Source organism: Enterobacter sp. ZOR0014 (genome assembly GCF_000798855.1).
Taxonomy (GTDB): Bacteria; Pseudomonadota; Gammaproteobacteria; order Enterobacterales; family Enterobacteriaceae; genus Enterobacter; species Enterobacter kobei.
The window spans coordinates 22,674-37,787 of record NZ_JTLF01000028.1 but is presented as its reverse complement, the minus strand read 5'-3'; the positions used below and the strand labels follow the sequence as shown (position 1 = coordinate 37,787).

Here is a 15,114-nt window from a genome sequence, read left to right as displayed (position 1 = left end):
GTCCAGCAGCAGGACCTTTGGTTCGCCGACGAGCGTACAGGCCAGCCCCAGCTTTTGCTTCATCCCGCCGGAGAGCTTGCCCGCCAGCCGGCCGGTGAACGGGCCGAGGGAAGTGAACTCAAGTAGGCGGGCAAAGGTTTTCTGCCGGGTTTCGCCGGTCACGCTGCGCAGGTCGGCATACAGGTTCAGGTTTTCCATCACCGTCAGATCTTCATACAGACCAAACTTCTGCGGCATATAGCCGAGCATGGCGTGGAGCGCGCCGTCGTCTTTGATGGGGTCAAGGCCAAGCACGCTGGCTGTGCCTTCATCCGGCTTTAGCAAACCGGCCAGCATCCGCATCAGCGTGGTTTTGCCTGCGCCGTCCGGGCCGACCAGGCCGGTCACATAGCCTTTCTGAATGGTGCAGTTCAGCGGGGCGACCGCCGGTTTGTCCATCCCTGCGAAGCGTTTGACCAGATTGTTGAGCTGGATAACCGCGTCATTCATGTCGTTCCCCGTTGTTCACTTTTACGGTAACAGGCATGCCCTGACGCAGCGCGTCGTCCGCATCGGTGACGATGATGCGCAGACGGTACACCAGGTCGGTACGCAGGTCCGGCGTTTCAACGGTTTTCGGGGTGAATTCGGCGGTGGGGGAGACAAAGCCAACTTTGCCGTGATACGGCTTATCCGGACGACCATCGGTATAGAGCAGCAGCTCGCGGCCCGGCTGCATCTGGCCGAGATTTGGCTCGTCAATGTAGGCGCGCACCCAGACCGGGCGGGTCAGGGAGAGCGTTAATACGGTGCCGCCCGCGCTGAGCATGCTGCCCGGCTCCACGGCACGGGTCATCAGCGTACCGTCAGACGGGGCGATGAGGGTTGTATCATGCAGATCCAGCTCTGCCTGGGCCAGCTGCGCCTGCGCCTGTTCAAGGCTGGCTTTGGCCTGGGCAATGTCCTGCGGGCGGTTACCGGTGGTGTACTGGCTTAATTTATCCTGCGCGGATTTCAGCGTCGCCTGCGCCTGGTCGCGGGATGAACGCGCATTCTCCAGATCGTTGGCTGAAATGGTGCGGCTTTTCCACAGCCCCTGCTGACGGTTATAGAAATTCTGCGCGTAGTCGTAGGCAGCTTTCGCCTGCTTAACGGCAGCGGCGGCCTGGGCGATCTCTTCGTCACGATAACCCGCCAGCATCAGGTCATATTGCGCCTGGGCAACGGAAACGCCGGCTTTGGCCTGCATCAGGGCGTTCTCGTAGGGGGCTTTATCCAGCATGCCCAGCGTCTGCCCGCGTTTAATGGCATCGCCTTCGTCAACGCTCAGCGAGGCGAGACGGCCACCCACGCGGAAGCTCATATTCACGGTACGAATATCCACATTACCGTACAGCGTCAGGCCCCGGTCCTGATGGCTCTGATACCACAGCCAGCCACCGACGCCCGCGGCAAGCAAAACAACAACCACCAGAATGATGGCGACAGGTTTTTTCATGACTTCAGGCTCCTTTGCGTTAAGCCTTGCAGGATCAGATCGAGATGACAGGTGATGACCTGGCTAATCTGCGCGGCTTTATCCTCATCGAATTGTGTCCAGCCGGTGCGTAACAGGATGGTTTCCCGCCCCAGACGAAAGGCAAGGATTTCACCCAGCAGGGCATGGGTATGCAAAATGGTCACGGTATCGCTGGCGTCCCGCCCGGTATAGGCGGCGATCAGGTGGGTCAGGTGGGTATGCATCGGAGCAATGACCTGATCGTGTACCAGCTGATAGGCAGTTGTAGGGGAGAGCTGCTCGCGGGAGATAAACTTACTCAGGTTGAGCGTATCGTCGTGCGTCAGCAGGCGGATCATATTATGGCAGGCATTCAGGATAAGCCGCCGGATAGCGTCACGATCCGGCGTCGGCTGGCTCAACAGCTCGCTGGCTTCTTCAACGTGCGGACGAAAATGTGTGCCGATAAAATCGGCAATCCACTGGGCGCAGGCGAGGTACAAATCCTCTTTTGAGCCAAAATAGTAGGTGATCGCCGCAATGTTTTGCCCGGCCTGGGCGGCGATATCTCGCGTGGTCGCGTGCAGGCCATACTCGCCAAACTGCGCCAGCGCGGCAGCAATCAGCTGGCTTTTGGCCTGTTCACCTTTGGTTGTCGTTGGGGTCGTATTCATGGCGGCATTAAAAATTAATCAATCGATTGATTAAAAATAGCCCCGAATTGCTGAACCGTCGAGCGTTCGTGCTGGGATATTTTATGCGCCACGTCACAAAAGCTGCTACACTCCGCACCTTCACGACATTGTGGTTTTTGTCCTTCCCCTTTTCGTTATATCTCCCTGAAAACTACACCTGTGATGGTCGGGGCGGTTCGGAGTTTTTATGTCTTTTGATTCCCTTGGCCTGAACCCGGAAATTCTGCGTGCCATCGCAGAGCAGGGCTACGTTGAGCCAACCCCCATCCAGCAGCAGGCGATCCCCGCCGTTCTTCAGGGGCGTGACCTGATGGCCAGCGCCCAGACCGGCACCGGTAAAACCGCGGGCTTTACGCTGCCGCTGTTAGAGCTGCTGGTAAAAAACCAGCCGCACGCCAAAGGCCGTCGTCCGGTTCGTGCGCTGATCCTGACCCCAACCCGTGAGCTGGCGGCGCAGATTGGTGAGAACGTGCGTGACTACAGCCGCTATCTCAACATTCGCTCACTGGTCGTTTTCGGTGGCGTCAGCATCAACCCACAGATGATGAAGCTGCGCGGCGGCGTGGACGTGCTGGTGGCAACGCCGGGCCGTCTGCTGGATCTCGAACACCAGAACGCGGTGAAGCTCGATCAGATTGAAATTCTGGTGCTGGACGAAGCCGACCGCATGCTTGACATGGGCTTTATCCACGACATCCGTCGCGTGCTGGCCAAGCTGCCTGCGCGTCGTCAGAACCTGCTGTTCTCTGCCACCTTCTCCGACGAGATCAAGGCGCTGGCAGAAAAGCTGCTGCATAACCCGCTGGAAGTGGAAGTGGCGCGTCGCAACACCCCCTCTGAGCAGGTGACACAGCACGTTCACTTTGTTGATAAAAAGCGTAAGCGGGAGCTGCTCTCCCAGATGATCGGCCAGGGTAACTGGCAGCAGGTGCTGGTATTTACCCGCACCAAGCACGGTGCGAACCACCTGGCGGAACAGCTCAATAAAGACGGTATCCGCAGTGCCGCCATCCACGGTAACAAGAGCCAGGGTGCGCGTACCCGTGCGCTGGCGGACTTCAAATCTGGCGACATCCGCGTGCTGGTGGCAACCGACATCGCCGCGCGTGGTCTGGACATTGAAGAGCTGCCGCACGTAGTAAACTACGAGCTGCCAAACGTCCCGGAAGATTACGTTCACCGTATCGGTCGTACCGGCCGCGCGGCGTCAACCGGTGAAGCGCTCTCTCTGGTCTGCGTCGATGAACACAAGCTGCTGCGCGACATCGAACGTCTGCTGAAGAAAGAGATCCCACGCATCGAAACCCCGGGCTACGAAGTGGATCCGTCCATCAAGGCGGAGCCGATTCAGAACGGTCGCCAGGGTGGCGGTCGTGGTCAGGGCGGCGGTGGTCGCGGTCAGCAGCCGCGTCGTGCTGAAGGCGGCGCGCCGAAATCATCCGGCAAGCCCCCGCGTCGCAACAACGACAGCAAACCGGCCGGCGAAAGTCCGTGGCGCAGCGGCGAAGGGAAACCGGCAGGGGAAGGGCAGCGTCGACGCCGCCCGCGTAAACCTGCTAACCCGCAGTAATCTGGAAGCCCGGTCGTAAAGCCGGGCTTTTCTTTTTGCGGCAGCGAAGAGAAAGTGCCACAATAGTGGCTGTTTATACAGTATTTCAGGTTTTTCGATGGCTTTAACCGCGGCGCTGAAAGCGCAAATTGGCGCATGGTACAAGGCGCTACAACAGCAGATCCCCGACTTTATCCCCCGAGCGCCGCAGCGGCAGATGATTGCTGACGTGGCAAAAACGCTTGCCGGGGACGACGGGCGACATCTGGCGATTGAAGCGCCGACCGGCGTCGGGAAAACCCTGTCATATCTCATTCCCGGTATTGCCATCGCGCGGGAAGAGGACAAAACGCTGGTGGTCAGCACCGCCAACGTGGCCCTGCAGGATCAGATTTTCAGCAAAGATTTGCCGCTGCTGCGCAAAATCATCCCCGACCTGCGCTTTACCGCCGCCTTTGGGCGCGGGCGCTACGTGTGCCCACGTAACCTGGCGGCGCTCGCCAGCAGCGAGCCGAATCAACAGGATCTGCTCGCGTTTCTTGATGACGAGCTGACGCCGAACAATAAGGCCGAGCAGGAGCAGTGTGCAAAACTCAAAGCCGAACTCGACGGCTATAAGTGGGACGGCCTGCGGGATCACACCAGCCAGGCCATCAGCGACGACTTATGGCGCAGGCTCAGCACCGACAAAGCCAGCTGCCTGAACCGCAACTGCCACTACTACCGCGAGTGCCCGTTCTTTGTCGCCCGGCGCGAAATTCAGGAGGCGGAGGTGGTTGTCGCCAACCACGCGCTGGTGATGGCCGCGCTGGAGAGCGAGGCGGTGCTACCGGAGCCCAAAAATCTGCTGCTGGTGCTCGACGAAGGCCACCATCTGCCCGACGTGGCTCGGGACGCGCTGGAGATGAGCGCCGAGATCACCGCGCCCTGGTTCCGCCTGCAGCTGGATCTGTTCTGCAAGCTGGTGGCAACCTGCATGGAGCAGTTCCGCCCGAAAACCACGCCGCCGCTGGCGGTGCCGGAACGGCTAAGCGAGCATTGTGAAGAGGTTTACGGCCTGATCTCCTCGCTCAATAACATCCTCAACCTTTATCTTCCCTCAGCCCAGGAGGCGGAACATCGCTTTGCGATGGGCGAACTGCCGGAAGAGGTGATGGAAATTTGTCAGCAACTGGCAAAGCACCTTGAAAAGCTGCGCGGGCTGGCGGAGATGTTCTTAAACGATCTGAGCGAGAAAACCGGCACGCATGACGTGGTGCGTCTGCACCGTATTCTGCTACAGATGAACCGCGCGCTGGGCATGTTCGAAGCGCAGAGCAAACTCTGGCGGCTGGCCTCAATGGCGCAGGCATCAGGCGCGCCGGTCACCAAATGGGCCACCCGCGACGTGCGGGACGGGCAGGTGCATCTCTTCTTCCACTGCGTGGGCATCCGCGTGGCCGATCAGCTGGAAAAGCTGATCTGGCGCAGCGTGCCGCACGTGGTGGTAACCTCTGCCACGCTGCGTTCTCTGAACAGTTTTTCTCGTTTGCAGGAGATGAGCGGGCTTAAAGAAAAAGCGGGTGACCGCTTTGTGGCGCTGGACTCGCCGTTTAACCACTGCGAGCAGGGCAAGCTGGTCATTCCGCGCATGACGTTTGAGCCGCTGATCGACAACGAAGAACAGCACATTGCGGAAATGGCGGCCTATTTCCGCGAACAGGTCGAGAGTAAAAAATACCCTGGCATGCTGGTGTTATTTGCCAGTGGACGCGCCATGCAGCGTTTTCTGGAACACGTCACCGATCTGCGTTTACTCATGCTGGTGCAGGGTGACCAGCCGCGTTACAGGCTGGTGGAAACCCACCGTAAACGCATTGATAACGGCGAGCGTAGCGTGCTGGTGGGATTGCAGTCTTTCGCGGAAGGTCTTGACCTGAAAGGCGACTACCTGACGCAGGTCCACATTCATAAAATTGCCTTCCCCCCCATCGACAGCCCGGTGGTGATCACCGAGGGCGAATGGCTGAAAAGCCTTAACCGCTATCCGTTTGAGGTGCAGAGCCTGCCTGCGGCATCGTTTAACCTGATTCAGCAGGTGGGGCGTTTGATTCGAAGCCACGGCTGCTGGGGCGAAGTGGTGATCTACGATAAACGTCTGCTGACCAAAAATTATGGACAGCGGCTGCTCAACGCGCTACCGGTCTTCCCGATTGAACAGCCGTCGGTACCGGAGATAAAAAAACGCCCGGCAAAACAGGCTGCCGGGCGTCGAAAAAGCATCCGTGCTAAGGGGCGCGGTCCTACTGGTAAGTGAAGGTCACCTGAACGACGCTGCTGAACGTGCCTGCGGTAACAGGCATAGCGGTGGCGTAATAGCGTGCAGCCAGCGGGAAGGTGGCGGTATGGTCGTTCTGGTCAATCAGCGCGTTAAAGCTGGCCTGCGGTGCGATGAGGATATGGTCCTGGCTGTCCGCCAGCTCCAGCGCCAGCCCCTTCGCGCTGCCCGTGTTGGCAAACTTGGTTGGGTGCGTAGCATCCGCCTGACCGTAAAAGAAGGCGGTCGCCAGGGCGAGGGATTTCGGACAATGCGTCACCTTCAGGCTGAAGGTTTTCCACGCGCCGGTATCCCCCACGTCATGGAATTCACTGGAAGCCGCCTGGCCTAAATCAACGGTTAAATCCTTGCTGGCGCTGTCCACGAGGCAGGTGTTGGCATAAATGTTACCGACCATTTGCAGCTGAATATCGTCAGCCCGGGCCAGAAAGGTGAGCGTGCTGGCCAGCGCGGCCAGCACAAAGAGACGTTTCTTCATTTTCATCACTTATAGGCCAGAGTAATGGTGGCGACGGCGTTCGCCGGGCCAGGGGTGACTTCATCTGCCACCTGCAAATAGTTCAGCTTGACCGGGATATCCATCGTCTGGTTGGCATAGGCCAGGGTTTCAGTTGGGGTGTAGGTATCGAACGTTGCCAGCTCGTTGTCGATCACCATTTCAATCCCGACCCCCGTTGCCACGCCATCCTCCGGCGTGAGCTTAAGCACCCCCTGATAACCGGGTACGTAGCCGTCGCTGCTGGTGACCTTAAATTCCGGCTGAACGGTGGAGTTACAGTTCACCGTGATGTTGAACTCCTTCGCGGGCATCGCCAGCGTGCCGACCATATTGAAATCGCTGACCGGGAAATCGCCCATGTTGACGGTCAGGCTTTTTGGCAGTACGGAGCAGGTGACGTTTTCAAGGTTTACGTTACCGGCATAGCTAACATTGTTGGGTGAACCGATGCCTTCGTGACCAAAAACGCCAATGCCAAAGACGGTCTGGCTTTGATTTAGCGTACCCGATTCCACCGTGGTATCCGTTTTTACCAGCTCCAGCGTGACGTTAAAATCGAAAGTCTGGTTACCGTCAGTTGAGACATAGCCAATTGGCGTGCCGCGGGAGTCGCAGGTGACCCCGCCCGCACCGCTGATGCGTTGACCTTTGTCGTTCATCAGCGCAATGCCAACCCCCTTCACGCCGGATTCATATACTCCGGTAAGGCCGGGGATTTCCGTGCCATAGCCGTAGTAGCAGGAGACGATCTCCAGACCCTTATCTGCATCATTATCGCAGTGACCCGCGACGTGTACCGTCTGTTCGGTGCCGGGGATGGTCGCGCCGACGGGAAGCGTGGTGGAGACGGAAATCGTGGCCAGGTTAATGTTTTTTGGCATATCCGGCGACGTACAGGTGGCCTTTGCATGCGGCATAAACAGCGATGCGGTTGCCAGTATGAGTAAGAAAAAGCATTGTTTTACAAGCTGCATAGGTGAACCTGCTCGGTTGATTACTGACACTGCGCGGCAGCGTTAATAATGTCTGTTTTCTCTTTTTCATCCGTGAGCGTGTATTCCGCAACGCAGTGGTCGCTGGCTTCCTGTCCCCATGAGACGGAAAGCTTGCCGCGATCGGGCATTCCGGAAAGATAGGTTTGGCCATCAGTGCCGACGATAAATTCGCTGTCCTTATCCTCGGAGGTAACCGTTGCGCCGAAGGGCAGCGGCTTCCCGTTGTGCGTCAGCGTCATCAGGACGCGATGACCCACGCGGGTATTGAAGCTTGCCCGCACCACCGCACCGCGGGTTGGCGTGACGATCTGCGAAGCGTGCGTCACGTCAGCCTCGTCAGGCAGCGTTTCGGTATCCAGCGAAATCGTGTTGTGGCGATAGGCGGTGACAAAGGGCACCACGGTATAGCCGCGGAAGTCAGTTTCCACGCCCGTCTGGTTGGCGATGTGCGTGCCGCTGGCTCCGGGCGCTTTCACCAGCGCGATGGTCTCGCCCAGCGGCTGGCTCAGCGTCAGGCCGTTAGCGTGGGCTATCATGCCCCCCTGCAGACCGACGTTAGTGGTTCGCTGGTATTTGTCCTGACTGAAACCGCCACTCACTTCCCCGTAGGTGGCTTTGTAATCGGCGTTCAGACTGGTAGAAGTACCGTTTTCTGATGAGTCATAGCCTTCCTGAACGTTCCAGTTAAGGTTGTTCTCCTCAAGCGCTGTACCGTTCAGGCCCAGCGTGTGCGTGGTGCCGTCTTTATTGTTATTCATGTTGTAGGAGGCCCAGGTGTTGCTCATCCAGCGATCCAGCGGTACCGACACGCTCAGCGCGAACAGGTTATCGTTACTGACCGAATCGCCCTCGTCATCGCGGCTGTTGGTGTTTTTGTTGAGGCTATAGCTCATGCTGTAGGTGATTCCCTTCCAGCTGTTGTTATAGCTGACGCTCATCGAGGTCATGTCCTGACCCTGGTTCCAGTAGGTCTCTTTGACCAGGCTCAGCGTAAACGATCCCCAGCCTTCGCCGAGGGTTTGATCGATGGTGGCCTCGGTACGCGCGCGGCGCTGCTGCGGTGCTGACCAGTCATCGGCGCGGGTATAGGACTCCATGGTGTCTTCGAGGGTGTAAAACCCTTTACTGTTGTAGCGATAGCCAGCCAGAGCGAAGTTTGTGCCCGTACCCGCGAAATCTTTGCTGTAGCGCAGACGCCAGGACTGCCCCTTGCTGGCCTGCTGTTTTTTGAGCAGCGCTTTGGCGCGCGTCACGTCGACAGAAAACGCGCCAAGATCGCCAAAGTTTTTACCGGTGCCCAGCGCCTGTGACTGATAATGGCTGCTTTGCTGCACGCCACCGTAGGCGGTGAATCCGTACGGCAGGCCATAAATGGCACCTCCCTGAGCGAAGGGCGTTTTTTCCACGTCTTTGTCATAAGAGCGGTAGCGCCCGGCAGTGACGCTGTATTTCAGGTGCTTTTCGCGCTGGAGGACCGGAACGGAGGCGTAGGGCACCACAAAGTGACGTTCGCTGCCGTCCGTCTCTTTCACGGTGACCTGGAGATCGCCGCTGCTGCCGGTGGGATACAGGTCATTGATTTCAAATGCACCCGGCGCAACGGTATTTTGATAAATCACGTAGCCGTTCTGACGTACCACCACCAGCGCATTACTGTGGGCCGTACCGCGGATGATCGGGGCATAGCCTTTTTCGCTGTCCGGCAGCATATCGTTGTCGGAGTTCAGCTGCGCGCCGGTATACGGAACGCTGTCAAATACGTCTGCCGGGGAGCTGCTTTGGCCTACGGTCAGATCGCTTTTTAACGCCACGATATCGCGCTGGGCATAGGTGTAGACCGAGTTAAAGGATTGCTCTTCTTCGTGACCGCTGGTGCTGCGACTCCAGGTGGAGTAGTTGCGCAGGCGCCACGCGCCGACGTTCAGGCCCGGACGCAGGTTAACGTACTGGCTGCTGTTGTCCTGCATGCCCTGCTGACGGGCGTGGCTCTGGCTGGCGCTGGCGCTGTAGTTGAGGATGCCCGCCGTGATCCCCTCATCAAATTCTGTTGGGTCAATATAGCCACGGGGAACCTGACCGAGCGCGGACTGCGGAATGCTCAACAGAAGCTGCTGGTTGCTGACGCGAAATGTCGCCGTCGCCGCCGGTATGGCGTGCAAATCCGCGCATGCGCCTTTCACGGCAAGCTGAGGATAGTCGTCAGTTTTAATACCCAGGCTTTTTAAATCGGACAGAGTAAAGCAGGGCTGAAGGGAATTTTCTCCATTATCCTGCTTTTGCAATATAAAGGTCACGTCGCGGGTATCAATTTTATTATTATTGATAAAGATCGTGACCTGATATTTCCCTGGCGCCTGTCCCGGGCCTTTTTCATAAATGGAGAGATCGGTTTTTCCCTGCTGTGGATTATCCACATCCAACAACGCTGGATTAAAATAATCATCCGCCCGCGTTTGCTGCGAAAAACCCACGGCCGCTAACCCGCATAGCAGGGTCAGCAGCGTAAGCATCCGATAAACGGAAGGCAATTGCCTTCTTGGGGTTGAAGAATAGGTAATCATAAGGTGCGTTATTGGGTACGGTATTAATGCACGGATGCAGAGAGCGTTTTGCTGATGCTGCCGTAATCAGTAATAATTGACCAGGACACGGTTGAACCGCCGGTATGTGCAGGCAACGCAAAATGGGTTTCGGTTTTTGGTACGGCCCAGGTCGCTTTATCGACCTTATGACCGTTAAGGGTGACCGACTGGAAATTCATATAAAACGGCGTCGGGTTGTTAACCACTAAATCATTGCCCTCGCGGTGCCACTCAAGCTGATCCGCGACCGCTTCCGGTTTACCCTTGACGGAGGCCGGGCGGTACATCAGCTTAATGCGCGTGTTAACCGCAATTTGCAGGGTATTGACCCCTGCCACCTTTTTTGAGGAGGGGATGGCTTTTATATTCAGCCAGAACATCGACTCGCGATCTTCAGGCAAATTTCCGCCGGTACGTACGACGCGCAGAACGTTTTCCTGCTTCGCATCAAGACGAAACAGTGGCGGCGTAATCAGAAAGGGAGCTTTGGCCAGGTCTTTACCGCCAGAATCCGCCCAGGATTGCACCAGATAATCCGTTGCATCTGGGTTTGAAATACCGATAGAGGATTCCTTTTTGCCTCCCTGGTAGACCAGGCGCGTGCCGTTAATAATAACGCCTGCATGTGCCGTTGCAGCTACCAGTAAAAGGGTGCTGAGTAAATAACCGTGACGCATAGTTTTTTCTCAAAATAAGGCGGGACTATCTCTTTTTTGCAAAAGGAAATAGTCCCTGGTGAGCAATATCAGTTATAAATAACCGTGAATGTTGAAACAGAGTTTGCCGGACCCGCGGTAATGGCCGCACCGGTTTGAATATAACGCGCGGCAAACTGCAGATCGTTTACTGCGGTGCCGGAGGCCAGCGGATACTCTTTTGACGGAGTATATAAACTGACGGGCTGTTCAGAAGAGTCGATCAGCTGAATGGCTACGCCGGTTGCGGCATCTGCATCGGGGGTTAACGCCAGGGTGCTGTTGTTATTAGCATCCGGCGTTCCGCCGAAGTTGATTGCCGCCGACGTAACGGTTTCCGGGCAGTTTTTTAACTCAATATCAAACTTCGTGGCGGTGCTGGTGGAGCCGGCACCGGTAAAGACCGTCTTGGAGACTTTGCCTAATGTCACGTTCAACGGGTTACTTAAACCATTCACAACCTGACAGGCGGAATCGATGATTTCGCCCGTAAAGTTGATCTGTCCTTCACCGTCTGTTGCTGCAAAAGCGGATGCCGAGCAGCCAATCACCGACGCGATAAAAAGACCTAACGCATTCTTGTTCATAATAGTTCCTGGTGTGTGGGTAAAAACGTGCCTAAGGTTTTTGCCCGTTATCCTCAATGATTTCCGTTCGTTATTTAATCAAAGAATGGATGGATAAGAATCTTCTATAGGCATCACAAATAATTGAATCAGTGCTTGCATAATTTTTTTCTTCGGTAAAACAGATGGCTCTGGCGGTGGGGATAAAAAGCTACCTGGCAGGTTTCATCGGGGATATAGTGTTAACAAGGTGACGTTTTCAGGAGAGATACCGTGGATTATCGTAAAATTATCAAAGAGGTAGGGCGTGGAAAAAACCATGCCCGCGACCTGGATCATGAGACAGCGCGTGCGCTTTACACCCGTATGCTCAACGGTGAGGTTCCCGATCTCGAACTCGGCGGCATTCTTATCGCCCTGCGCATTAAGGGAGAAGGTGAAGCGGAGATGCGCGGCTTTTATGAGGCGATGCAGGCGCAAACGCTGCGTCTGACGCCACCGGTGGCAAAACCGATGCCGATCGTCATTCCCAGCTATAACGGCGCGCGCAAGCAGGCCAACCTGACGCCGCTGCTGGCTATTCTGTTACATAAGCTGGGTTTTCCAGTGGTGGTGCACGGGGTGAGTGAAGATCCGACCCGCGTGCTGACAGAAACGATTTTTGAACTGCTGGGGATCGAACCCACTCTCCACGCCGGGCAGGCGCAGGCGAAGCTCGATAGCCATCAGCCGGTCTATATTCCCGTTAAGGCGCTCTGCCCGCCGCTGGAAAAGCAGCTCGCAATGCGCTGGCGAATGGGCGTGCGTAACAGCGCGCATACGCTGGCGAAGCTGGCCACGCCGTTTGCCGAAAATGCCGCGCTGCGCCTTTCCAGCGTTTCGCACCCGGAATACGTGGGGCGCGTGGGGAAATTCTTTGAAGAGATTGGCGGCAACGCGTTGCTGATGCATGGGACGGAAGGCGAGGTGTACGCTAATCCGCAGCGCTGCCCGCAAATAATGCTGATCGACGCGGCTGGGACGCGTATCGCGCTTGAACGTGGGGAAGAGAACAGCGGCGTTATTCTGCCGGAGGCGAAAGATCCCTACATCACCGCGAAGTGGATTGAACAGTGCCTTGCCGGAAATGTGCCGGTGCCGCAGTCCATCAAGTTACAGATGGCCTGCTGCCTGCTGGCGACCGGGGAAGTTGACACGGTCGAGGCCGGCATGAAGCGGGTTGAGGCGGCATTTTAGGCAAAAAAAAGCCCGTCCAGTGGCGGACGGGCAAGCAAGGGTAACAAACAACAGGGTCAATGAGGGTTGGAGCAGCTCACCAGAGGGTTTGGTGAGGGTACAGCATTCATTCAGGCGATTATTTGTAGATAACCGCAGTACCGCTTAGCTTGTTGTTGGTGTTAGCGGAGGTGATGGTGTATCCGCTTGCACCGGCAGCAGCCGCTTTCTCAGCCAGTTTGGCTTCCAGACCGTCCAGCGTGGTCGCGCCTTCTGCACTCACCACACCGATTTTATTCATGCTCTGCGCCTGAGTAGATGAAACAGGCTCTACAGCGAATGCGCCAAAAGACAGAGCGGACAGGGCAACAGCAGCAACAGCATATTTGATGGTTTTCATAATTAATCTCTCGCAGGTTATTCTGTTAAGGGGACGATGTTCCGTCGATGTGATAAGTATCACGTTTTTTCTGCAGAGATAAAATCGAAGAGAATTGACGTGGTTAATCAAAAAAATTGAATGACAAATAACTTATTGATTATTAATAAATTCAAATTACGGGTTTACACTTCTTGTTGATACGCTTTACAGAAGAAAGATGAATGGCACATTTTGCTACGCGGTTCGCTAAAAAGCGTGAGCGTAAAGGTAAGCATTCGGGCGGTTAACTTAGGTAAAGGAAAGTCAGCGTAACTGGCTGTCTTTCGATCCTCTGCGATTATATCCCGAATGTGAAGCGTTTTTTGAATCTTTATCCTGCTGACAGGTTATGCATAACCTTACCCCGGGAATGGCTTTTTGCCGCGCCTCAGGAATGGGCTCTCCGCACTCTTCGCATTCCGTTAAACTTTCGCCGCGCGGAATTTCGCCGCGAGCGCGCGCAACCGCATCTTCAATCGTACTGTTGATCTGTTCGTTCACGGCATCATCATTTGCCCAACCGGAAGCCATCTTGCCCTCCTGATATCGGTTTAAGCCATAGCGTTAATATGGGGTTAAAAAATGCACAATCAAGGTGAGAGGGGAGACAAACTGCATCTGGCAGGCAGATGCAGTCGGGTGAAAGGAAACACGTTATTTATAGATAGTCGCTGTGCCGTACATATGGTTATCTCCACCTGCGGAGTTCACCACGAAGCCTTTAGCGCCTTCCTGGCGAGCTTTTTCAGCCAGTTTATCCTGAAGATCGTCGAGGTTGCTTGCGCGGCTTACCGAGACGGTACCTGCCGGGCGCAGCTGGCTGGTGTCCGTGCTTTGGGTCAAGGACTGAACGGCCATAGCCGAGAAAGAGGCGCTCGCCAGGGTACCGGCGAGAAGAGCAAGGGTCAGATACTTTTTCATAATCACATCCTCATGAGGAAACAACAGGTGATTCCCTTTAAGTTTAGAAGCCTGACGAGTGTGATTTAGCGCAAATATTTGATGATGATCTGCTTATTTTTTGAACGATAAAAGCTGACAATCCGCTGACAGATCATAGACATAAAGGTGTTTGATTTATGGCGGTTTTTTAAGGGTTGCAGAGAAAGATTTACCGTAGAGCCAGCACAAGGTATCTTACGCCGCTGTTTAAAGGAGAATGCCATGACTTCCCAAAAGCCGGGATTGCACCCACGAAATCGCCATCGCAGCCGCTACGACATGAACGCACTGTGCCAGATCTGTCCGGCGCTGCAGGACTATATTGTCGAGACCCCCGCGGGTGAACCGTCGGTTAACTTTGCCGATCCGCTGGCGGTGAAAACCCTGAACAAGGCGCTGCTGGCGCATTTTTACGGTGTGGCGCACTGGGATATCCCGGAAGGCTTTCTCTGTCCTCCTGTTCCGGGCCGTGCTGATTACGTTCATCACCTTGCCGATCTTCTCGCCGACGATCGTGACGGCGCGATCCCCCAGCAGGCTTCCGTCCTGGATATTGGTACCGGGGCAAACCTGATTTACCCCCTGATTGGCGTGCATGAGTACCACTGGCGCTTTACCGGGAGCGAAATCGGTGCCGAGGCGTTTGCCAGCGCGCAGGCGATAATCAGCGCTAACGCTGGCCTGAGTCGTTCCATTCGTCTGCGTCGCCAGAAGGAGGCGACGTCAATCTTCAACGGCATCATTCACAAAAACGAAAGCTATGACGCCACGATGTGTAATCCGCCATTCCATGATTCGGCGGCAGCGGCCCGTGCAGGCAGCGAGCGCAAACGCCGCAACCTGGGGCAGGCCGAAGATGCCGCGCTGAACTTTGGTGGGCAGCAGCAGGAGCTGTGGTGCGAGGGCGGTGAAGTCGCCTTCATCCTGCGGATGATTGCTGAAAGCAAACAGTTTGGTCGCCAGGTGAAATGGTTTACCACGCTGGTTTCCCGCGGAGATAACCTGCCGCCACTCTACCGGGCCCTCACCGAAGCAGGCGCGGTGAAAGTGGTGAAAAAAGAGATGGCGCAGGGCCAGAAGCAGAGCCGCTTTATTGCCTGGTCGTTTATGGATGACAATAAACGCCGCAAATAAGGTGTCCCGCAGGCCGGGTCAGGCGAA

The 15,114-nt window shown here is 56.1% G+C and carries 15 protein-coding genes; 4 read left to right on the top strand and 11 right to left on the bottom strand.

Annotation, left to right across the window (positions count from 1 at the left end):
• The 3 genes from L977_RS01215 to cecR all read right to left on the bottom strand — a co-directional run.
• Positions 1-489: ABC transporter ATP-binding protein (locus L977_RS01215; RefSeq protein WP_047624375.1), on the bottom strand; the 489-nt coding region annotated here is incomplete at its 3' end.
• Entirely contained in the window at positions 482-1,477 is a 996-nt protein-coding gene (gene hlyD / locus L977_RS01210; protein ID WP_047624374.1) for a secretion protein HlyD, read from the bottom strand. The genes L977_RS01215 and hlyD, both read right to left, overlap by 8 nt.
• Complete coding sequence (gene cecR / locus L977_RS01205; RefSeq protein WP_014883093.1) at positions 1,474-2,151, bottom strand: transcriptional regulator CecR; 678 nt, start codon at positions 2,149-2,151, stop codon at positions 1,474-1,476. Before cecR ends, hlyD begins: the two co-directional genes overlap by 4 nt.
• 208 nt (positions 2,152-2,359) lie before the next feature.
• Between cecR and rhlE the strand changes: the two genes are divergently transcribed.
• Entirely contained in the window at positions 2,360-3,742 is a 1,383-nt protein-coding gene (gene rhlE, locus L977_RS01200; protein ID WP_047624372.1) for an ATP-dependent RNA helicase RhlE, read from the top strand.
• Between the two features lie 97 nt (positions 3,743-3,839).
• Positions 3,840-6,017 (top strand): ATP-dependent DNA helicase DinG, encoded by a 2,178-nt coding sequence (gene dinG / locus L977_RS01195; protein ID WP_047624371.1) that lies wholly within the window; start codon positions 3,840-3,842, stop codon positions 6,015-6,017.
• On the opposite strand, the gene L977_RS01190 is transcribed toward dinG, so the two are convergent.
• The 5 genes from L977_RS01190 to L977_RS01170 all read right to left on the bottom strand — a co-directional run bounded on the left by L977_RS01190 (position 6,004) and on the right by L977_RS01170 (position 11,396).
• Entirely contained in the window at positions 6,004-6,516 is a 513-nt protein-coding gene (locus tag L977_RS01190) for a fimbrial protein (protein ID WP_041163089.1), read from the bottom strand. The genes dinG and L977_RS01190 overlap by 14 nt on opposite strands.
• Before the next feature lie 5 nt (positions 6,517-6,521).
• Entirely contained in the window at positions 6,522-7,511 is a 990-nt protein-coding gene (locus L977_RS01185) for a fimbrial protein (protein WP_047624369.1), read from the bottom strand.
• A gap of 20 nt (positions 7,512-7,531) precedes the next feature.
• Positions 7,532-10,042 carry a fimbria/pilus outer membrane usher protein gene (locus L977_RS01180; RefSeq protein WP_052192596.1) on the bottom strand — a complete coding sequence of 837 codons (2,511 nt, stop codon included), beginning with the start codon at positions 10,040-10,042 and terminating at the stop codon, positions 7,532-7,534.
• Between the two features lie 74 nt (positions 10,043-10,116).
• Positions 10,117-10,791 carry a fimbrial biogenesis chaperone gene (locus tag L977_RS01175; protein ID WP_023332465.1) on the bottom strand — a complete coding sequence of 225 codons (675 nt, stop codon included), beginning with the start codon at positions 10,789-10,791 and terminating at the stop codon, positions 10,117-10,119.
• 68 nt (positions 10,792-10,859) lie between these two features.
• Positions 10,860-11,396 carry a fimbrial protein gene (locus tag L977_RS01170; RefSeq protein ID WP_047624368.1) on the bottom strand — a complete coding sequence of 179 codons (537 nt, stop codon included), beginning with the start codon at positions 11,394-11,396 and terminating at the stop codon, positions 10,860-10,862.
• Positions 11,397-11,648: 252 nt separating this feature from the next.
• On the opposite strand from L977_RS01170, the gene ybiB reads away from it, so the two are divergent.
• Positions 11,649-12,611 (top strand): DNA-binding protein YbiB, encoded by a 963-nt coding sequence (gene ybiB, locus L977_RS01165; protein WP_023332467.1) that lies wholly within the window; start codon positions 11,649-11,651, stop codon positions 12,609-12,611.
• 118 nt (positions 12,612-12,729) lie between these two features.
• Here ybiB and ybiJ read toward each other — a convergent pair whose 3' ends face one another.
• The 3 genes from ybiJ to mcbA form a co-directional block, all read right to left on the bottom strand.
• A complete protein-coding gene (gene ybiJ, locus L977_RS01160; RefSeq protein WP_014883102.1) occupies positions 12,730-12,990 on the bottom strand; it encodes a DUF1471 family protein YbiJ in 261 nt (86 codons plus the stop codon).
• Positions 12,991-13,275: 285 nt separating this feature from the next.
• The gene (locus L977_RS01155) at positions 13,276-13,542 is read right to left on the bottom strand and encodes a DksA/TraR family C4-type zinc finger protein (protein ID WP_014883103.1); all 267 of its coding nucleotides are present in this window, start codon (positions 13,540-13,542) and stop codon (positions 13,276-13,278) included.
• 123 nt (positions 13,543-13,665) lie between these two features.
• Complete coding sequence (gene mcbA, locus L977_RS01150) at positions 13,666-13,932, bottom strand: DUF1471 family periplasmic protein McbA (RefSeq protein ID WP_014883104.1); 267 nt, start codon at positions 13,930-13,932, stop codon at positions 13,666-13,668.
• A gap of 243 nt (positions 13,933-14,175) precedes the next feature.
• Between mcbA and rlmF the strand changes: the two genes are divergently transcribed.
• Positions 14,176-15,087, top strand: a complete 912-nt coding sequence (rlmF, locus tag L977_RS01145) for a 23S rRNA (adenine(1618)-N(6))-methyltransferase RlmF (protein WP_047624365.1) — start codon at positions 14,176-14,178, stop codon at positions 15,085-15,087.
• Positions 15,088-15,114: the final 27 nt, after the last annotated feature.